The organism is Thermobacillus xylanilyticus (assembly GCF_907165215.1).
Taxonomy (GTDB): Bacteria; Bacillota; Bacilli; order Paenibacillales; family Paenibacillaceae; genus Thermobacillus; species Thermobacillus xylanilyticus.
This window is the reverse complement of sequence record NZ_CAJRAY010000043.1, coordinates 157,289-177,345: the sequence shown is the minus strand read 5'-3', so window position 1 is coordinate 177,345 and position 20,057 is coordinate 157,289. Positions and strand designations below refer to the sequence as shown.

Below are 20,057 nucleotides of genomic sequence, written 5' to 3'. Positions count from 1 at the left end.
AAATATTTTCGGGCGGTTGAGAATCTATTGGAATTCCATTAAAATAGAGTTGAAAAGTACGAAACGTTTCGGAAGGGGACAAATTCTCGTGACGACGATCAAGGATGTCGCGCGCCAGGCCGGCGTCAGCGTGACGACGGTATCCCGTGCGCTCAACGGCCATGACGACGTCAATCCGGAGACGAGGCGGCGCATACAGGAAGTCGCGGATCAGCTCGGATACAGCCCCAACATCGCCGCGAGAACCCTTGTCTCGAAGCGGAGCCGCACGCTCGGACTGCTGCTCTCCGCCTTGACCCGCAACAGCGTGAAAGACAACATCGTGTTCGAGATGCTCTGCGGCATGAACGACCGCGCCGCCGAACTCGAATATGACCTGGTGCTGTTCAACACCACGCCGCAGAAGCAGCGCCAGAAATCCTACAAGGCGCTGTGCAAGGAGCGAGGAGTCGACGGCGTCATCATGATGGGTATGCGGCTGGATGATCCGTATCTGGAAGAAATGCTGCACGCCTCCATTCCCTGCGTGCTGATCGATATTCCGATTGAGCGGAAGAAGAACATCGGCTATGTGATGACCGACAACGTGCAGGGCGCGATGGAGGCGGTCACGCATCTGATCGAACGCGGCCACCGCCATATCGGTATGATCAACGGGCATGCCCAGGCTGCCGTCAGCATCCAGCGGCTCGACGGCTACAGGCAGGCGCTTGGGCGGCACGGCATCCCGTTCGCGGATCGGTACGTCGAAGACGGCGGATTCAGCGAAGACGGCGGCAAAGATGCGGCTTACCGGCTGCTGACGTCGTGCCCGGAGTTGACGGCGATCTTCTGCGCGAGTGACCTGATGGCGCTCGGGGCGCTCCAAGCGATCCGCGCGCTGGGCAAGCGGGTGCCGGAGGACATCTCCATCATCGGCTTCGACAACATCGTCGCAGCGCAATATTGCACGCCCGCCCTGACGACGGTCAACCAGGACAAATACCAGATGGGCTACATTGCGGCCGCCACGCTGATCGACATGCTGGAAGGGCGGCAGGTGCCGCGCTACCGCAAGATGCCCGCCGAGCTCATCGTGCGCGCCAGCACGGGGCCGGCCCCGGTTCGGCAAAACTGATGCAACAAGGAAGCCTTCGCGCACATGAAAGTGCGAAGGCTTCTTTCGTTCGTTCCGCAGCTTCGGTTCGATGCGCCGGCTGCATCCGCGCTTCATGACCGGCGCATGCCCGGGGCATGCTAGAGTTGGATGCCGCTGCATGCGGACAACACGGCGGACGTCCGAATATGCTGACAGTGAACGCGGAGCGTGATGCGGCCGCGGACAACGGGCTGTAAGGACGGGAAGGAGGCTCGGCGGATGCGGATCGGCGTGCCGAAGGAAGTCAAGAACAACGAAAACCGGGTGGCGCTTACGCCCGCGGGCGTCAGTGCCTTGACGCGCCTGGGACACGAAGTCATCGTCGAGCGGTCGGCGGGCGGCGGCAGCGGGTTCGCCGACGATGCGTACAAGGCCGCGGGAGCGCGGATTGCGGATTCGGCGGAAGACGTGTGGGGCGCGGCCGACATGGTGATGAAAGTGAAAGAGCCGGTACCGGAGGAGTACGATTTTCTGCGCCCGGATCTGATTCTGTTCGCTTATCTGCATCTGGCGCCGCTGCCGGAACTGACCCGGCGGCTGGTCGAGCGCAAAGTGTGGGGCGTCGCGTTCGAGACCGTGCAGCTGCCCGACGGGTCGCTTCCGCTGCTGCAGCCGATGAGCGAGGTGGCGGGGCGGATGGCGGTGCAGATCGGGGCGCAGCTGCTGGAGAAGACGCACGGCGGCAAGGGCATCCTGCTCGGCGGCGTGCCGGGCGTGGCGCCCGCCGAAGTCGTCATCATCGGCGGCGGCATCGTCGGCACGAATGCGGCGAAGCGTGCGCTCGGCTCGGGGGCGCGCGTCACCATCCTGGACATTAACCCGCGCCGGCTGCGCGAGCTGGACGATCTGTTCGAGGGCCAGGTGACGACGATCATGTCGCATCCGGTCGAGCTGGAGCGGGCCGTCGAGCGGGCCGATCTGCTCATCGGAGCCGTGCTCATCCCCGGCGCGAAGGCGCCGAAGCTCGTCAGCGAGGCGATGGTGAAACGGATGCAGCCGGGGTCGGTCATCGTCGACGTGGCCGTCGATCAGGGCGGATCGATCGAGACGATCGACCGCGTGACGACGCACGACAATCCCACCTATGTAAAGCACGGGGTCGTGCATTACGCCGTCGCCAACATGCCGGGCGCGGTGCCGCGCACCTCGACGATGGCGCTTGAGAACGTCACGCTGCCCTACGCGATGAAGATCGCGGGTCTCGGCATCCGGCAGGCGGCCGCGTCCGACCCGGCGCTCGCCCGCGGCATAAACACCGCCTGCGGGGCCGTAACCAACGAAGCGGTCGCGAAGGCGGTCGGCTTGCCGTATGTGCCGGTCGAGACGCTGCTGAACGCCGGCGGCAGGGAATAATCCGCGCCATGCATGAAGGATACCGGCACGGGTCAGAATAAGCCGGAATGCCGGCATCCGGTCATGCAGGAGGTGTGTGCTGTTGAAATGGATGATGCTGGCCGGTCTGATTGCGCTCCTCTCGCCGGACTTGCCGGACGGGGCGGACGGCGCGCTGACGATCCGGCTTCCCGGCGAGACGATCCGGATCCATCGCGGCGAGTTCGCGCTGCCCGGCACCGGTTTTGTCGATCCCGCCAAGCTCGACCGGTTGGCGGACGGTCTGGCGGCGAAAGTGGACGTTCCGGCGCGCAACGCGAAATTCGCCGCGAACGGAACGATTCGGCCGGAGCAGCCGGGGCGCAAGCTGGACAGGGAAGCATTCGAGTCGCAGTTCTACGCGTATTTCTACGGCAGCGGGGAGGCGGACATGGAGCCGCCCGCGCGGCCGGTGCCGGCGAAGGTCGACAGCGAACTGCTCGTCGGGCTGAAAGAGAAAGTGATCGGCCAATATGTCACCTACTACAACCCGGGGAACCGGAACCGGTCCCACAACATCGAGCTGGCTTCCGCGGCGCTCGACAGCACGGTCGTTTTTCCCGGTGAGACGTTCTCCTTCAACCGGACGATCGGCAAGCGGACGGTGGAGCGGGGCTACCGGCAGGCGCCCGTCATCGTGCGCGGCGAATTGTCCGAAGGGGTGGGCGGCGGCATCTGCCAGGTGTCGTCGACGCTGTTCAACGCGGTGGACAACGCGGGACTCCAGATTGTCGAACGGTATGCCCACAGCCGCCATGTCGCCTATGTGCCGCCCGGCCGGGACGCGACGGTGAGCTGGTACGGGCCGGATTTCGCTTTCCGCAACACGCTCAATCAGCCGGTGCTGATCCGGGCGTACGCCGCCCGCGGCACGATGCGCGTCGTCCTGTATTCGACCGAATCGGTCCGCCATCATCCGCGGGAAGTGCCGGGCATACAGCGCGGGCAGATCGAGGAGGTGCGCGACGCGCTGCACCCGGATGCGGGCTGACCGTCCCGTCCGCGGACGTGCGGATGCGCGTCTCTGTCCCGGGGCGGTCCGTTGTTTTTTGACAGATCGGGCCAAATCCGTTATCCTAAAAACACGCTTAATTCCCGGTGGCAATGTCCGGGAAGCGGGGGAACCAGTCAATTGGGGCGAATCGTCCGCCGGCCGGACGTAGGGGACCATCGACCCGAGCCCGTCAGCTAACCTCGTCAGCGGGAGATGGGTCTGAATTGAACGAAGCTTATGGCGTGCATGATCGGCATGTTATGCCGCAGACCCTTCACGGGTCTTTTTTCTTTCTTCAGGCCTTATCCGCAAAGATTTTTTTAAATTGGCTCGGCTGGTTTCTAATCCGGAGAGGAAGGAGGTTATATCAACATTGCCATTGTTACAAATCCCTGAAGAGGCAAACGAAAGGAGAGGCGTAAAATGGCGAAGGTGAGATACATTACCGACATTTCGAAAATCACGATGCTTCCCGAAGCGGAACGGGAGCAGCTCAAGCCGATCACGGAGAAATTCGTCTTCCGCGTGAACGATTATTATCTGAATCTGATTGATTGGAACGACCCGGACGATCCGATCCGCAAGCTGGTCATCCCGAATACGGGCGAGCTGAAGGAGTACGGGCGGTGGGACGCGTCGGACGAGGACACGAACTACGTCGTGCCCGGCTGCCAGCACAAATACAAGACGACGGCATTGCTGATCGTCTCCGAAGTGTGCGGCGCCTATTGCCGGTATTGCTTCCGGAAGCGGCTGTTCCGCAACGACGTGAAGGAAGCGGTGACCGACGTGTCGCCGGGTCTGGACTATATCGCGGCGCATCCCGAAATCAACAACGTGCTGCTGACGGGCGGCGACAGCCTCATGCTCGGCACGCCGCGGCTCAGGGCCATCATCGAGCGGCTGCGTTCGATACCGCACGTGAAGATCATCCGGCTCGGCTCGAAGCTGCCGGTCTTCAATCCGATGCGCATCTATGAAGATCCGGATCTGCTCGAACTGATCCGGGAACACTCGACGCCCGAGAAGCGCATCTATGTCATGGCGCATGTCAATCACCCGCGCGAGATTACGCCCGAGGCGAAGCGGGGGTTCGACGCGCTGCACCAGGCGGGCGCGATCGTCGTCAATCAGACGCCGATTCTGAAGGGAATCAACGACGACGCCGAGGTGCTCGCCGAACTGCTCGACAAGCTGTCCTGGGCGGGCGTGACGCCGTACTACTTCTTCGTCAACCGGCCGGTGGCGGGCAACAGCGACTTCGTGCTGCCGCTGGAACGGGTGTATCGGCTGGTGGAAGAAGCGAAAGCGCGAACATCCGGTCTGGGCAAAAGGGTGCGCCTGTCGATGAGCCATACGTCCGGCAAGATTGAAATTCTGGCCATCGAGAACGGGAAGGCGTACCTGAAATACCACCAGTCCCGCGACGGGGAATACGGCAAGTTCATGGTGCTCGACTGTCCCCCGGACGCGGCGTGGTTCGACGATCTGCCCGGCAGCGAGAAATATTGGAAGAAACCCGGGAAGAAGACCGACAAGGTCGTCTCCGTCAATGAGCTTCCGCCGGTGCCTGTGAAACGCGTCAAGCGCGGTCGGGCGGCCGATGCCGTCCAGCGGGTCGAAGTGGCTGAACCGAGTTGAGCGCAGATGAAAACGGCCGATTCGGGACGTGTGTTGAGCCGCTCCCGGTCAAGCAGACAGTGAAAATAGCAATCATGAAAAGTCTGGACTCCGTGAATTGCGGAGTCCATTTTCTTACTCCCCATAAGAAAAACTCCCCTCAAGCAGCCCCGATAATTGTTCTTTCAGGTGTCTGCCTTGAGGGGAGCATCCTTGATCGCAGCCGTCCGCGTCAGGACTGTCCGACGTACGCCCCTGTCGATTCCCGCTTCACGAGCCGCGTCGGCAGCAGAATTTCACGGCACGCGTCATCCGGCCGCTCGATGCGGCGTAACAATTGGGCGAAAGCTTCCTTCGCGAACAAGTCGAGATCGATGTTCATCGTCGTGATCTTCGGGACGCCGATCTGCGAGAAATCGCTGTTGTCGAAACCGCAGACGGAGACGTCGTTCGGGATGGCGCACCCCATGTTACGCAACACGGAGCAAGCGAAGAAGGCGAAGCCGTCGTTCATGCAGAACCAGGCGCTCGGCTTCTCGGTGACGGAGCGAAGCGCTTCTTCGATCTTTCCGCCTTCCTCCGTGACATGGACCAGCATGTGCGCCTGTGGCGGTTCAATGCCGTGCTCCCGCATCGCGAGCAAATAGCCTTCCCATCGTTCCTGATAGCTCGGCGAGGCGTCGATGTTGCCGAGAATGCCGATGCTCCGGTGCCCCAGTTCGAGCAGATGCCGGACTGCCGTGTACGCGCCGAAACGGTTGTTGGTCAGGACGGCGTCGGCCTCGATGAGCGGATGATGGTGATCGATGAGGACGGTCGGAATGCCTTTGGCGAGCACATGGTTTACATATTCGGTGCTGATGTGGGAAAGAATAAGCAGCCCGTCCACGTCCTGATGCTCGATGAATGCCGGCAGCACCAGCTGATCGCGGGCTTCCGGCGTGATCGACTGGATCCGCAGGCTGATCCCGTGGCGCTGCGCCTCGCGCTCGATGGCGAGATAGATCTCGCCGAAGAAATTCTTCATCGAGAAAGCGAACTCGGACGCGATAAGTCCGATCGTCCGCACCTGCTTGTTCTTGTTTTCCGACGATTTCTTCGGTGTATAGCGATACCCCATCTCGATGGCGGTCTGGATGATTTTCCTCCGGGTTTCTTCGCTGACGCCGTCCTTGCCGGAGAGCGCCTGCGACACCGAGTTTTTGGACAGATTGAGACGGTCTGCGATATCCTGCATGACAATTTTCTTTTTGGCCATCAAGACAAACCCTTTCAGCGGCAAATGGATGCCGAAACGATTTCAATTTTGTAACGTTACAAAATCAATATACATTATCATGCAGTAAAAGTAAATGAAATCACGAAATATGGGGCCAAACCGAGCTTGAAATTCGATGAATCAGATTGTTGACAGCGTTGTCATCCTGATGCATAATGTGATTGTAACGAGGATAATAACGTTACAAAATTAAACTTGTAATTTTGTAATGTTGTTATTGTCATCGTTCAACTCATGTTTCCCAACATCGATTTAGGGGGCAGTGTCAATGAAGAAGAGGCTATCCATGCTGGCGTCGGTTCTTCTGGTCATTGCGCTTGTGCTGTCTGCTTGCGGGGGAGGCAAGAACGACAACGGCGCAAACGGCGGGAACGGCGGAAACGCAGCGAACAACGGCTCGTCCGGCAACAATTCGGGCGGCGAACCGGCACAGAAGGTGCAAATCCGGCTGGCGACGTGGGCGGGCGCCGATGAGGCGAAGGAACTGCAGGCCATCCTCGACGATCTGAACGCCAAGTCGGGCACGTACGAAATCGTGCAGGATTCCAACCCGGCGGAATACGATACGCGCATGATCACGCAGCTGTCGGGCGACTCCGGCCCCGATCTGTTCTGGGTCAGCGCGCAGCGCGCCGCGCAATTCGCCGCGGGCGGCGTCATGCTCGACATCACCGACCGGCTTGCAAGCGCTTCGCATCCGGCGGCTGATACGAACGACTACTATGAAGCGTCTCTCGGACCGTTCACGCATGACGGCAAAATTTACGGCTTGCCCTGGCTGCAGCAGCCCGTCATGATGTATGTCAACAAGGCGCTGTTCGACGAAGCGGGGCTCGACTATCCGGATGAAAGCTGGACCTGGAACGAGTTCCTTGACGCAGCCAAGAAGCTGACGAAGGATGCAAACGGCAAGCGTGCGGACGAAGAAGGCTTTGATGCGAACAACACGGTGCAATGGGGCTTCACGCTGAACGGCTGGCCGCCGGCGCAAATGTTCATCTGGCAGAACGGCGGGGAAGTCATCACGGAAGACATGAAGTCGTCGCCGATCGATACGCCGGAGGCGAAAGAAGCGCTGAACTTCTACGCCGACCTCGTGCAAGGTCCGCTCGTTCCGTCGCAAAGCATCATCCGCGACCGCGGGTTCGACCAGATGTTCCGCAACGGTCAAGTCGCGATGTTCATGGGCGGCGCCGCCGACAATCTCGACTCGACCGTCGAGAACGTGCAGGCGTTCATGGTGCCGGCGGGTCCGGGCGGCACGCACGTCACGTTCGGCGACATTCTCGGCATGGGCATCAACGCGAAGACGAAAAATCCGGACGCCGCATTCCAGGCGCTCCTGGATCTGACCGATGCGATTCACCACTGGAAGATCATGCCGCCGCGCAAATCGCTGGCTGATCTCGAAACGCTCAAAGAACTGCATCCGAACAAGGCGCATTCGCTTGAAGCGATCATCGCGTCGATGGAATATGCAAGACCGTATCGCTATTCGGAGAAGTACCCGGATTGGGACAACATTTTCTGGACGCAGCTTATGGACCCGATCATCAACGCGGGCGCACGTCCGGACGATCTCATTCCGAAGGTGAAACCGTTGCTCGACAACGCGCTGCAATAACGCATCTTGCGAAGGAGGCAGTCCGCTGCCTCCTTTGTTTGCTCGAAGCCCGTGATGAACGGAAAGGAGGAAGCGGCAGTGGAGAATCATCTGGCGACGCTGTTCCGCTGGCTGCTCGTGCCGGTCGCGCTGGCCGTGATCGCTTTCCTGATCTACCACCTGTTCCGGTGGTTCGGATGGAAGAAGAAGCAGGCGATGGGGCTGGCGCTCGTCTCGCCGTGGATCGTCGGATTTCTCATTTTCACCCTGTACCCGCTCGGCGATTCGCTGTACCTGAGCTTCACGAAATCGTCGATCTTCGGGAAGACGGAATGGGTCGGGCTGGACAACTACATCAAATTGTTCACGCTGGACATCGAATTCTGGCCTTCGGTCCGGATTACGCTGCTCTATGCCCTGTTCTCGCTTCCGATCGGGGTTATCGGCGCGCTGCTCATCGCGATGCTGCTCAACAACCAGATCAAGGGCATCGGCACGTTCCGGACGATCTATTTCCTGCCCGCGGTGCTGCCGGAAGTGGCGGTGGCACTCCTGTGGCGGTGGATGTTCAACAGCGAGTCCGGCATTCTGAACTACATCCTGTCGCCGTTCTTCAAGCTCTTCGGCATGGGCAAGCCGAACTGGTTCGGCGATCCGGACTTCATTCTGCCGGCCTTCATCATTATGAGCGTCTGGGGCATCTTCGGCACGAACACCGTCGTCTTCCTCGCGGGCTTGCAAGGGGTGCCGCGCTCCCTGTACGAGGCGGCCGAGATCGACGGGGCAAGCGGCTTCCGGAAGTTCCTGCATATTACGGTGCCGCAGATCTCGCCGGTTATTCTGCTGCAGATCGTCATGGGGATGATCGGCGCGCTGCAAATTTTTACGATCGCGATGTTCGTTCGTCCGTCGACCGCGGCCGGCAAGTTCATGAACCAGCTCGTCTATGAGCGGGGCTTCACCCAGATGCACATGGGCGAAGCTTCCGCGATCGCCTGGGTGCTCTTCTTGATCATTCTGGTTCTTACGCTGCTCGTGTTCCGCTCGTCCCCGGCCTGGGTTCACTACGAGTCGGACATGAAGCGATAAGGAGGGACTTACGATCATGGCGAGAAGCTTGGCGGCAGGTGGAGGATTGGGCACCAGGCGGATGAATGCGATCAAGCGGGCGCTCATTTATATCATTGTGACGTTTCTGGCGGCGGTCATTCTCGTGCCGTTCTTCTGGATGCTGTCGACCGCGCTGCAGGAGAAGGGCGACATTTTCGCCTGGCCGCCGCAGTGGATACCGGATCCGCCGCAGTGGCGCAACTTCGCGGAGGCGTGGACGGCGATGCCGTTCAACCGCTACCTCGGGAACACGATCTTCGTCGTCGTGCTCGGCATTACGGCGGAACTGGCGAGCGCCACGATCGTCGCGTACGGGTTCGCGCGGTTCCGTTTTCCCGGCAGCGATCTGATCTTTCTCATTCTGCTGGCGACGATGATGCTGCCGTTCCACGTGACGCTCATTCCGACGTTCCTGATCTGGCAGCACTTCGGACTGGTGGGCGAGTTCGATCCGCTCGTGCTGCGGGCGTGGACGGCGTGGGGGCCGTTCTACATTTTCCTGCTGCGCCAGTTCTTCCTGACGATTCCGCGGGAGTTGGACGACGCGGCCGAGATCGACGGCGCGAATACGCTGCAGACGTTCTTCCTGATCATGCTGCCGCAGATCCGGCCCGCGCTGCTCGCGGTCGCGATCTTCGCGTTCCGCGGGTACTGGAACGATTTTCTCGGCCCGCTCATCTATCTGACCGATATGAAGCTGTACACGATGAACGTCGGGATGTACTTCTTCATGGGCGGGGTGAACGAGGCGCCGCAATGGAACTATCTGATGGCCATGTCCATCATCATCGCGCTGCCGGTCGTGCTGCTGTTCTTCGTCGCGCAGCGTTACTTCATCGAAGGTATCACCTTTACGGGACTTAAAGATTAAATGAAATATAGATCCGGTTTGGAATGGATGGGAGGAGAAACTGGTGAGAGTGAAACCGCAAATCGGCGTTCGGCGTTCGCCGCTGAATCCGCTGATTACGCCGGCCGATGTGAAGCCGTCTTTTCCGGACTGGGAGGTGCTCGGCGCTTTCAATGCCGGCGTGGCGGAATGCGGCGATGAGATTGTGCTGCTCCTGCGCGTGGCGGAACGGCCGCGCCAGACGGATCCCGGCAAGGTGACCGTGCCGGTGCTGCGCGCGGATGCGAGCGGTTTCGGAGAGTCGTCGGTATGCATCGTGGAGCTGGATCGAATCGATCCGGATCTGGATTTCAGCGATTTGCGCGTCGTGAAGAACCGTCGCGGCGAAACGATCTATCTGACGACGCTGTCGCATCTCCGGGTGGCGAGAAGCCGGGACGGCGAGCGGTTCACGATTGACGAACAGCCGAGCGTCGTTCCGGCGGGACCGCTGGAGACGTGGGGGATCGAAGATCCGCGCATCACGAAAATCGACGACCGCTTTCTTGTCACCTACAGCGCCGTTTCCGAGAAAGGGGTGGCCGTCGGCCTGCTGTCGACCCGCGATTTCCGGTCGTTCACACGGGAAGGGACGATTCTTGCGCCGACGAACAAGGACGTTGTGTTGTTCCCCGAAAAAATCAACGGGAAGTACATGATGGTGCATCGTCCGGTTCCCGAAGGCATCGGCAAGCCCGAGATGTGGATCGCGGAATCGCCGGATCTCATCCATTGGGGCAATCATCGGTTTCTCATGGGCATTTCCGAGAGCGGATGGGACAGCGCGCGGATCGGGGCGGGCTGCGTGCCGATCCGGACGGACGAAGGCTGGCTGCTCCTGTATCACGGAGCCGACAGCGGCCACCGCTATTGCATGGGCGCGGTGCTGCTCGATCTGAACGATCCGGGCCGCGTCATCGCGCGCACGGCGGAACCGTTCATGTCGCCGGAAGCGGAATACGAGACGACCGGGTTCTTCGCCGGCGTCGTCTTCGCATGCGGCGCGATTGTGAAGGACGGCCGGGTGACCATGTACTACGGCGTCTCCGACGAATCGACAGCATCCGCAACTTTCCAACTCGAAGAAGTGTTTAATCTTTTAAAATAGGATTATACAGACGGAAAGGACATCAGTGGTCATGGCACTCTGGAAGAACAGCGGGGTCAAATCCTGTGTCGAGTTGCTTGAGGTCTATCGCGCGGGAGGCAAGCGTCCGTTCTACGCCGAGAAAATCGTGTTCGACGGCGTGGAAGGGCGCGACGTGTACAACATCACGGCGCCGTTCGTGCTGAACGGCGAGATCGTGATTGCGGGACGGGTCGAGCGCCGGGACAGCGAGCAATCGGAGATTTACTTTTTCGTCAATCGGGACGGCAAATGGGTGCAGCGGAGCGATTCCCCCGTCCTGGCCTTGCAAGACCCGTTCTATACACGCATTTCGGGCGAACTGATCATCGGGGGTGTGGAGACCTATCCCCATCCGGTCGATCCGGGCAAACTCGGCTGGCGGACGGTTTTCTACAAAGAGTCGGGCCTCGTGGACAAGAAACCGTTCTTCCAGGGGCCTGATCAGATGAAGGATCTGCGTCTCGTCCAGCTCAAGGACGGAAGCATCGGCGTGTTCACGCGTCCGCAGGGCGAGAAGGGCGGAAGAGGCAAGATCGGCTACGCCCGCATCGGCAAGCTGGACGACCTGTCGCTTGACGTGATCCATCAGGCGCCGCTGCTCGAAGGCCAGTTCCTGGACGAAGAGTGGGGCGGATGCAACGAAATCCATGTGCTCTCGAACGGGCTGCTCGGCGTGCTCGGGCATATCGCCAGGTTCGACGAGCAGGGCAACCGGCATTATTATCCGATGACATTCGTATTCGATCCGACGACTGGCAAATTTTCCGACATGTCGATCATCGCGGAACGGGCCGACTTCCCGGCCGGACCCGCGAAGCGTCCGGACCTCGTCGATGTCGTCTTCAGCGGCGGTCTGATCCGGCATTCGAACGGCACGGCCGACCTGTACGCCGGCATCAGCGACGCGGAAGCGCACCGGGTGACGATCGCGGACCCGTTCGCCGCGTACGAGAAGTGATCGCGGGATGGGCGGCTTGACGTTCCGAACGGTCTGCATCCGGGGGAGCGGCGAGTGGAACGAAGACGCGCTCATCGTCAGGGAGCGGGACGGTCTGTTCGGCGTCGTAGACGGCGCCACATCGCTCGTGCCGTTCCGTGCGCCCTCCGGCGAGACGGGCGGCGTGCTGGCGTCGCGGATCACGGCGGAGACCGTCATGGGCATGCCGCTCGGCGCGGATGCCAAGGCCGCGGCGCTGGCGGACATGCTGGCCGAAGCGAACCGGCGGCTGGCCGCGGAGATGGCGGCATGCGGCATCGACCCGGCGCGCAAGGAGGCGCTGTGGAGCGCCGGCGCGCTCATCGTGCGGGTCCGGCCGGACGCCGTCGACTACGCCCAGGCGGGCGACTGCATGCTGGTCGCCGGCTACCGGGACGGCTCGTACCGCGTCCTGACGCGGGATCAGCTCGCCGCCGCAGACCGGGCGACGCTGCGCCGGTGGGCGGAAGCGGCGGCCTCCGGCATCACGGGGCGCGACGCGCGCTGGCAGGCGGTGCTGCCGACCATCGAAGCGGGCCGGCGGCTGGCGAACGCTCCGGGGCCCGAAGGGTACGCCGTGCTGAACGGCGATCCCGCGTTCGCCCGCTATGTCGAATCCGGCACGATTAACCGGCTCGGGCTCCGCTCGCTGCTGCTGATGACGGATGGACTGTACGTGCCGAAGGCCGATCCGGCGGAAGCGTTCGACGCCGAAGAGACCGCGCGGCTTGTCGGTCGGATGGGGCTCGAAGCGTACGCGGAATGGCTCGTGCAATATGAGCGGTCCGATCCCGATTGCACGAGATTTCCGCGGGTCAAGCGATCGGACGACAAGACGGCGGTGCTGCTGGAGTTTCCGGAAGTATAGCGGCTGGCGGTTTTGGTATCCGTGTCAGCTCGTGGGACCGGACGGGATCACCGGGCAGATGGTGAATACGATTGGCGAGACAGCCGGGGAGTGCAGAGATGCGCTCTTCCGGCGTTTCTTTTTGTGAGGGGAAATCGCAACGGAACTCAGAGACGTTATTGACGGAAAAGGGGCGCGGCTCCGGGCGGCAACGGAACTCAGTGGCGTTATTGCGGCGTTTGGCGGGTGTGCGGACGTTCTTTTCTGCAGATAACGCTTCTCCGGAAGCTGTCGATTAACTGTGCACAACGATCGTGCGACAGATAATCAATTTTTGCGAAATACTTTGGAAAATACGATGTTTTCTTTTCCGTTCTCACGATTACACCCGTTTTCGTGGTATAATGGTAGCAAGGTGTTTACAGGAGGCGACGCATATGACTTTTTCGGTTCGGTACAAAACGTTCGACCAACTTTCCTTTGCCGATGTGCAAGTGTACACCAAGCTGCCGCCGCATCCGTTCTGGAGCCATGTCGACAGCAAGGTCGACTTTTCGTTCGCCGATCGGCTGTGCGCGGTGCTCTATTCCGGCAGAGGACAGTACCCGTATGCGCCGTCTCTCAAGTTGAAAATCCATCTGGTTCAGGCCTACTACGGTCTGTCGGATCGTCAGACCGAAGAAAAAATCATCGGTGACCTGTTCATCAAGCGCTTCCTGCAACTGCCCGTGGATTTCATCGGTTTCGACCACAGCACGATCGGACTGGATCGCAGCCGCATGGGAGCCGCCATGTTCCGGGCCTGCCATCTCTACATTCTGGCCCAGATGTACCAGTACGGACTGTGGGGCGACCGGAACGAACAGTGGATCATCGACTCGTTCCCGACCAATGTGAACCTGAAGTTCCCGGGCGCCTATCGGCTGATTCAGCATGCCCTGATTCGTCTGGCGCAACATTTGCGCAAGCACGGGACAAAACCGATGCTTGAGGCGTTGGAGGCTTTGCCGCTGGATGGCGCAACCGTTCGGCTGAGCAAGTCGGCCTCGGCGTCGGCTCGCATGCTGGCCTTCAGCAAGCTGGTCTCCCAAGCCTACGGGTTGTTGGCCTGGTTCGAGAACGAGAACATCAAGCCGTTTCTGGCGGAGTGGAAGCATCTTAAGCGTTCGCGGGAGCTGCAAGCGATCCTGCGGCGCATTCTCCAAGAGAACAGCTCGCCTGTCGACCCCGGCGATGGAGCGGATGAAGCGTCCGAAGGCCGGAACGAGGAGACCGGGACGAACGTTCCCGAGCTCGTTCGGTTTCAAAAGATTCCGCTAGCCGAACGCCCGAAAAACCGCATCGTGAGCGCGGTTGACCCGGAAGCGCGCATCGCCAAGCGGTCGAAAACCATCTACGGGTACAAAACGCAAAACCTCTGCACGACGGGCGGCGTCATTCTCGACGTGCGCACTATTCCGGCCAATGAACACGATCAGGATGCGACAGCCGACATGACCGCGACGATCAAGCGTTTCTTTGGCGTGACGCCTTCCGCTCTGCTGGGGGATTCGGCTTATGGCCACGGGAGAAACCGGGCGCGACTGGCCGCACTGGGGATCCCCGTCGTCGCTCCGGTTCCGATTGCCGAAAACCCGACCGGTCTGTTTCATTCGTCCCGGTTTGTCTACGATGCGGAGAAGGATGTGTACATTTGCCCGGAAGGCCAACAAAGCGTCGACAAGCAATATATCCGCCAGTCGGAAGGTCACCAGTACAGCTTTGCACCGCACGTTTGTCTTTCCTGCCCGTCGCGCAAGGCGTGCACGAGCAGTGAAAAGGGGGGCCGGCGTGTATTCCGGAGCGATTACGCAGACCTGTACGAAGCCGCCCGGGTATACAACGACAGTCTGACCGGGCGAGCCGAGTTGCAAGAGTGGCTCGTCGTCGAACGGAAGAACAAGGAACTGAAGAACGACTGCGCTCTGGATGGAGCGCGAACCCGCAGCCGCGTTACCCTGCAAATCAAGGCACAGACTTCGGCGATGGTCGTAAACCTCAAACTCCTGGTCCGAAAACTCGGAAACCCCAAACCCGGGTTTCTTCGTCGTGCGCCAATCGCGGTCGGATGAAGCAAAGCACACGAAAGGTAAGACCCATGATGATGGCGGATATCCCCCCAATCCGACCCACAACGGCTTGTGGACGAGAATTGCAAGTTTCAGTAGGGGATGGAGCCTTGTTTTTCCACAGTGAATAGACAGCTTCCTCCGTTCCGTTAGAAATGAAGGACACGCCATGGCGTCCCGCGGCAGCGGAACTGAGGGACGAATTTTGCGGAAAGAGGCGTGGTGCCGTGCGGCACAACGGGACGCTGATAAAGCAGAGCGGCACACAACCCCCTGCTCACCCCTTCCCATATCAGGAAAAATCTTCTCTGTTGACAGGTCTATTAATTTCCGATAGATTTACTGGTATTAAAACACTGTCAATTCCGAGGGGGAAACTGTGGAATGAAACGCAAGGTCGGAGTCCGCGGCGTTCTCGCGCTTGTGCTGGCGGCAGCGCTGGCCGTCACGGGCTGCGGGCAGGGCAATTCGGGCGGAAGCAACGGCGGCGGGAACGCAAGCGGCACAGCCGCCGGCGGGAACAACGGCGGCGAAAGCGGCGTCGAGCTGAACGTGCCGGCTGCGCTCGCCGAGCGGGGCGACGTGAAGATCAAGGTCATCCGCAAGATCGGCAACGACGATCATACGGCGCAATTCCTGGCCGGCGCGAAACAGGAAGGCGAAGCGCTCGGCTTCAAGGTCGACACGTTCGCCGCGAACGGCGATTCGGTGAAGTTCCTTGAAGCGCTCGAGCAGGCGGCGACGGAAGACGTGGACGGCGTCATCGTCTCCCACGGCGACGATCCGGCAACGGTCGAAGCGGTGAAGAAGCTGCGCGAGAAGGGCATCGAAGTCGTCACGTTCGACTCGATCGGCGATCTGGCTTCGGTTGAGGGTGTCACGCTCACGGCGCAGGACGACCAGGCGCTGGCGCGCTACGCGCTGGACCGCCTCGTGCAAGACACGGGCGGCAACGCGAACATCATCTATCTGTGGGTGGACGGATTCCCGCCGATGGTGCGCCGCAACGCCGTCTATCAGGAAGTGCTGAACGCCAACCCGGGCATCAAGGAGCTGGAGCGGTTCGGCGTCGCGAACGAGAACACGTCGGTGGAGACGCAGAACGCCGTCGCGGCGATGCTCACGAAGTATCCGAAGGGCGAGATCGACGCCATCTTCGCGACGTGGGACGCCTTCGCCATCGGCGCCGCGCGGGCGCTGATCGAGGCCGGCCGGACGGAGATCAAGATCTACGGCATCGACGTTTCGAACGCCGACCTGCAGATCATGCAGGAAGAAGGCAGCCCGTGGGTGGCGACGGCCGCCGTCGATCCGAAGATGATCGGCGCCGTGAACGTCAGGCTGCTGGCGAAGAAACTGGCGGGTGAAGAGACGCCGGCCGAATACAATCTCGAGGCCGCGCTGATCGACCAGGAAACGCTCGGCAAATCCGCAGAAACGGTCAACATGGCCACGCTGGCCGATATCATTCCGGGATGGGGACAGACGGACGCGTTCGAAGAGGACTGGATGAAGGAACTCAAGGCGGCAAACGCGAAGTAATGCCTGTCAAGACCGGTTGATGACAGCGCCCTTGTCCGGCTGGACGAGGGCGCTTGATCTGTGCATGGGAGGTGAGCCGGATGACGCAGACAGCGGCGGGATTGCTTGAGATGCGCGGCATCTCGATCGCGTTTCCCGGCGTGCAGGCGCTGGGCGGCGCCGATTTCACCGCGGCCGCGGGACGGGCGCACGCGCTGATCGGCGCGAACGGCGCAGGCAAATCGACGCTGATGAAGGTGCTTGCGGGCGCCTACGGCCATTACACGGGATCGATCCGGATCGACGGCCGGGAAGCGAAGATCCGCACGCCGAGGGACGCGAAGGCGCACGGCATCCAGGTCGTCTATCAGGAAGTCGACACGGCGCTCGTGCCGAATCTCAGCGTCGGCGAGAACATCATGATGGAGAAGCTCGTCCATGAGATGAAAGGCCGGCACCGGGTCCGGTGGGGAGACATTCACCGGGCGGCGCAAGCGGTGCTCGGACGGCTGGAGGTGAGCATCCCGACCCGGAAGCTGGTACAGGAACTGTCGCTGGCCGAGAAGCAGATGGTGCTGATCGCGCGCGCGATGACCACCGCCTGCCGCTTTCTCATTCTGGATGAGCCGACGGCGCCGCTCAGCCAAGCGGAGACGGAGCGGCTGTTCCGCCTCGTCCGACTGCTCAAGTCACAGGGCACGGGGATTATTTTCATCTCGCACCGGCTGCCGGAGCTGTACGAAATTTGCGAAGATATCACGATCATGCGGGACGGCCGGGTGGTCGCGCGCGGCGAAATCAAGGACATGACCCAGCAGCAGATCGTCGAGCACATGCTCGGCTCCAAGTGGGAAGGGCAGTTCCCGCGGCGGACGAACACGCCGGGCGAGGTCATGTTCGAAGCGAAGGACATCCGCGACGGGGACAAGGTGAAGGGCGCAAGCCTCTTCATCCGCGCCGGTGAGATCGTCGGCCTCGCCGGACTGGTCGGCGCCGGCAAGACCGAGCTGTGCCGGGCGCTGTTCGGCGCGTCCGGGCAGGTTGCCGGCGAGCTGAAGCTGGGCGGCCGCCGCCTCGCCGTCGCCTCGCCGCACGACGCGGTGCGAAGCGGTCTGGCGCTCGTTCCCGAGGAACGCCGGCGCGAAGGCGTCTTCGTGGAGGAGACGGTGACCGCCAACCTGACGGTGGCGACGCTGCCGCAATACACGCGCCTGGGCGCATGGCTGAGCGCGGCGCGGGAGCGGCTGGCGGCAGGCGGCATGATCGCCCGGCTCGGCGTGAAGACGCCGGACGGTTCCGCCAGGGTCGCGAACCTGTCGGGCGGCAACCAGCAGAAGATCGCGATCGGCAAATGGCTGCTGGCGGATGCCGAAGTGTATATTTTCGACGAGCCGACGAAGGGCGTCGATGTCGGGGCGAAGCGGGACATCTACGAACTGGTCGCCGGGCTGGCGGCCCGCGGCAAATGCGTGCTCTACGCGTCCAGCGAAGTGCCGGAGATCATGGGGCTGACGGACCGGGTGTACGTCATGTACGACGGACGGATCGTCCGGGAGCTTGAGACCGATCGCACGAGCGAAGATGAAATCATGCTCTACAGTACGGGAGGCACGGGATCATGAAGACGACGGACACGGGTGCGGCACTCAAAGGTTTTCGGCTGTTCGACTGGCTGTACAAATACGGAACGCTGCTGACCATCGTGCTGCTGATTGTCATTTTCTGGGCGTCGACGGATCATTTTTTCAGCAACACCAACCTGATCAACATTCTGCGGTCGATCTCGATCGTGACGATCATCGCGACCGGGCTCACCGTATCGCTGGCCGTCGGCGGCTTCGACCTGTCCGTCGGCTCGACGGCGTCGGTCGCCTGCGCGGTCGTCATTTCAATGTTCGTCTGGCACGGCCAGCCGCTCGGAGTCGGCATTGCGGCGGCGCTTATGGCCTGCCTCGTCGTCGGGCTGGTGAACGCGCTGCTCGTCACCCGTTTCAACATTCAGGACATGCTCATGACGCTGGCGACGATGTTCGTCTTCCAGGGACTTGCGCTCACCTATTCCCGCGGGGCGACGATCTCCGAGAACATGATCCTGCCGAGCGGCGACTTCGCAACCGGCAAAATTCCGCAGTCGTTCAGTCTGCTGGGCCGCGTGCCGTGGATCATCATCATCATGCTGATCGTCGTGCTGGCGGTGCATCTGTTCCTGAACTACACGAAATACGGCCGCTATATGTACATGATCGGCGGCAACCCGGAAGCGGCGAAGCTGTCGGGCATTCCGGTGAACCGGTACCGGCTCCTGGCCTACGTCATCTCGGCGCTGCTGGCCGGACTGGGCGGCATCGTACTCGGCGCGCGCGTCGGGAGCGCGGAGGTGAACGCCGGCGCCCCGTACCTGATGGAAGCCGTCGCGGCGGCGTTCATCGGCTTCTCCGTGCTCGGCTCCGGCAAGCCGAACGCGCTCGGCACGTTCGCGGGCGCGGTGCTGATCGGCGTGCTGTCGAACGGACTCATCATGCTGTCCGTGCCGTATTACGCGATGGACATCGTGAAAGGCGGCGTGCTCGCCGCCGCGCTGGCGATCACGTATTTCCGCGGGCGGCATTGACGACGCGGACGGCGTTGACGGCGCGGACGGCGTTGACGGCGGGCCGGGCATTCTGATACGTTGGGCGTGACTCCAATCGCGAAAGGAGCCACGCCCTTCATGTTTCTGCGCAGTGTCACCCTGCTCCGCGGCGCAGGCACGGATTTCGACCGCTATCCGTTCGCGATTCCGGCGATCCGCAGCCTGGATACCCTGCCGTTCACGGCGCCGGTCACGTTCTTCGTCGGGGAAAACGGCTCCGGCAAATCGACGCTGCTCGAGGCGATCGCCTGGCAGTGCGGGTTCAACACGGCCGGCGGCGGGCGGAACCACACGCACGAAGTGGAAGCGTCCGATGCCCCGCTCGGGCCTCACATCCGGCTGTCCTGGCTGCCGAAGGTGACGTCGGGCTTCTTCCTGCGGGCCGAGAGCTTCTATCATTTCGCTTCGTACCTCGACCGGCTGGCGAGCGAGGATCCTTCGTTCAACTATGGCGGATACGGCGGACGATCGCTGCACGAGCAGTCGCACGGCGAATCGTTCCTGTCGCTGTTCCTGAACCGGTTCGGCAGCCGGACCCGCAGCCTCTATCTGCTGGACGAGCCCGAAGCCGCGCTGTCGCCGGCCCGGCAGCTCGCGTTTCTCCGCATCCTGCACCAACACGCGGCGAGCGGCCGCGCGCAGTTCATCATCGCGACCCATTCGCCGATTCTGCTCGGTTTCCCGGGCGCGGTCATCTACAGCTTCGACGGCGGGGAAATCCGGAAGGTCGGTTACGAGGAGACGGAACATTACCAGATCACGAAAGGTTTTTTGAACCGGCCGGAGCTGTACCTGCAGGAGCTGTTCCGTCCGGAAGAAGGGGAAGAGGACTGACCGCCG

16 protein-coding genes and 1 riboswitch are annotated in these 20,057 nt (G+C 61.5%); of the genes, 15 read left to right on the top strand and 1 reads right to left on the bottom strand.

The window, feature by feature from the left end:
• Positions 1-88 precede the first annotated feature (88 nt).
• The 4 genes from KJQ12_RS09805 to KJQ12_RS09790 all read left to right on the top strand — a co-directional run bounded on the left by KJQ12_RS09805 (position 89) and on the right by KJQ12_RS09790 (position 5,144).
• Positions 89-1,117, top strand: coding sequence for a LacI family DNA-binding transcriptional regulator (locus tag KJQ12_RS09805; RefSeq protein ID WP_015256106.1), 1,029 nt, complete (start codon positions 89-91; stop codon positions 1,115-1,117).
• A 240-nt stretch (positions 1,118-1,357) separates the two neighbouring features.
• Positions 1,358-2,491 carry an alanine dehydrogenase gene (gene ald, locus KJQ12_RS09800; protein ID WP_213484520.1) on the top strand — a complete coding sequence of 378 codons (1,134 nt, stop codon included), beginning with the start codon at positions 1,358-1,360 and terminating at the stop codon, positions 2,489-2,491.
• An 82-nt stretch (positions 2,492-2,573) separates the two neighbouring features.
• On the top strand, positions 2,574-3,500 hold the full coding sequence (locus KJQ12_RS09795; protein WP_425315969.1) for a VanW family protein: 927 nt from the start codon (positions 2,574-2,576) through the stop codon (positions 3,498-3,500).
• Positions 3,501-3,584: 84 nt separating this feature from the next.
• Positions 3,585-3,728, top strand: a riboswitch (cyclic di-AMP (ydaO/yuaA leader).
• 198 nt (positions 3,729-3,926) lie between these two features.
• Complete coding sequence (locus tag KJQ12_RS09790) at positions 3,927-5,144, top strand: KamA family radical SAM protein (protein ID WP_213484519.1); 1,218 nt, start codon at positions 3,927-3,929, stop codon at positions 5,142-5,144.
• 211 nt (positions 5,145-5,355) lie between these two features.
• Here the strand turns inward: KJQ12_RS09790 and KJQ12_RS09785 are convergent, their stop codons facing one another.
• Entirely contained in the window at positions 5,356-6,381 is a 1,026-nt protein-coding gene (locus KJQ12_RS09785; RefSeq protein ID WP_213484518.1) for a LacI family DNA-binding transcriptional regulator, read from the bottom strand.
• 289 nt (positions 6,382-6,670) lie between these two features.
• Between KJQ12_RS09785 and KJQ12_RS09780 the strand changes: the two genes are divergently transcribed.
• The 11 genes from KJQ12_RS09780 (at position 6,671) to KJQ12_RS09730 (ending at position 20,051) form a co-directional block, all read left to right on the top strand.
• Positions 6,671-8,026 carry an ABC transporter substrate-binding protein gene (locus KJQ12_RS09780; RefSeq protein ID WP_213484517.1) on the top strand — a complete coding sequence of 452 codons (1,356 nt, stop codon included), beginning with the start codon at positions 6,671-6,673 and terminating at the stop codon, positions 8,024-8,026.
• A 78-nt stretch (positions 8,027-8,104) separates the two neighbouring features.
• Positions 8,105-9,094, top strand: a complete 990-nt coding sequence (locus KJQ12_RS09775) for a carbohydrate ABC transporter permease (protein WP_213484516.1) — start codon at positions 8,105-8,107, stop codon at positions 9,092-9,094.
• A 16-nt stretch (positions 9,095-9,110) separates the two neighbouring features.
• Positions 9,111-9,986 (top strand): carbohydrate ABC transporter permease, encoded by an 876-nt coding sequence (locus KJQ12_RS09770; protein ID WP_213484515.1) that lies wholly within the window; start codon positions 9,111-9,113, stop codon positions 9,984-9,986.
• 43 nt (positions 9,987-10,029) lie between these two features.
• Positions 10,030-11,112 (top strand): glycoside hydrolase family 130 protein, encoded by a 1,083-nt coding sequence (locus tag KJQ12_RS09765; protein ID WP_213484514.1) that lies wholly within the window; start codon positions 10,030-10,032, stop codon positions 11,110-11,112.
• Between the two features lie 31 nt (positions 11,113-11,143).
• Positions 11,144-12,091: an MTP-1 family protein gene (locus KJQ12_RS09760; protein WP_015256097.1), complete on the top strand. Its 948-nt coding sequence runs from the start codon at positions 11,144-11,146 to the stop codon at positions 12,089-12,091.
• Positions 12,092-12,107: 16 nt separating this feature from the next.
• Positions 12,108-12,977, top strand: a complete 870-nt coding sequence (locus tag KJQ12_RS09755; protein ID WP_213484513.1) for a protein phosphatase 2C domain-containing protein — start codon at positions 12,108-12,110, stop codon at positions 12,975-12,977.
• A gap of 416 nt (positions 12,978-13,393) precedes the next feature.
• Positions 13,394-15,067 (top strand): transposase, encoded by a 1,674-nt coding sequence (locus KJQ12_RS09750; protein WP_213484512.1) that lies wholly within the window; start codon positions 13,394-13,396, stop codon positions 15,065-15,067.
• Between the two features lie 381 nt (positions 15,068-15,448).
• The gene (locus KJQ12_RS09745; RefSeq protein ID WP_213484511.1) at positions 15,449-16,606 is read left to right on the top strand and encodes a sugar ABC transporter substrate-binding protein; all 1,158 of its coding nucleotides are present in this window, start codon (positions 15,449-15,451) and stop codon (positions 16,604-16,606) included.
• A gap of 80 nt (positions 16,607-16,686) precedes the next feature.
• Positions 16,687-18,207: a sugar ABC transporter ATP-binding protein gene (locus KJQ12_RS09740; protein ID WP_213484510.1), complete on the top strand. Its 1,521-nt coding sequence runs from the start codon at positions 16,687-16,689 to the stop codon at positions 18,205-18,207.
• Positions 18,204-19,196, top strand: coding sequence for an ABC transporter permease (locus KJQ12_RS09735; protein WP_213484509.1), 993 nt, complete (start codon positions 18,204-18,206; stop codon positions 19,194-19,196). The genes KJQ12_RS09740 and KJQ12_RS09735 overlap by 4 nt, the downstream gene beginning before the upstream one ends.
• Before the next feature lie 99 nt (positions 19,197-19,295).
• Complete coding sequence (locus tag KJQ12_RS09730; RefSeq protein ID WP_213484508.1) at positions 19,296-20,051, top strand: AAA family ATPase; 756 nt, start codon at positions 19,296-19,298, stop codon at positions 20,049-20,051.
• The last annotated feature ends 6 nt before the right edge of the window (positions 20,052-20,057 follow it).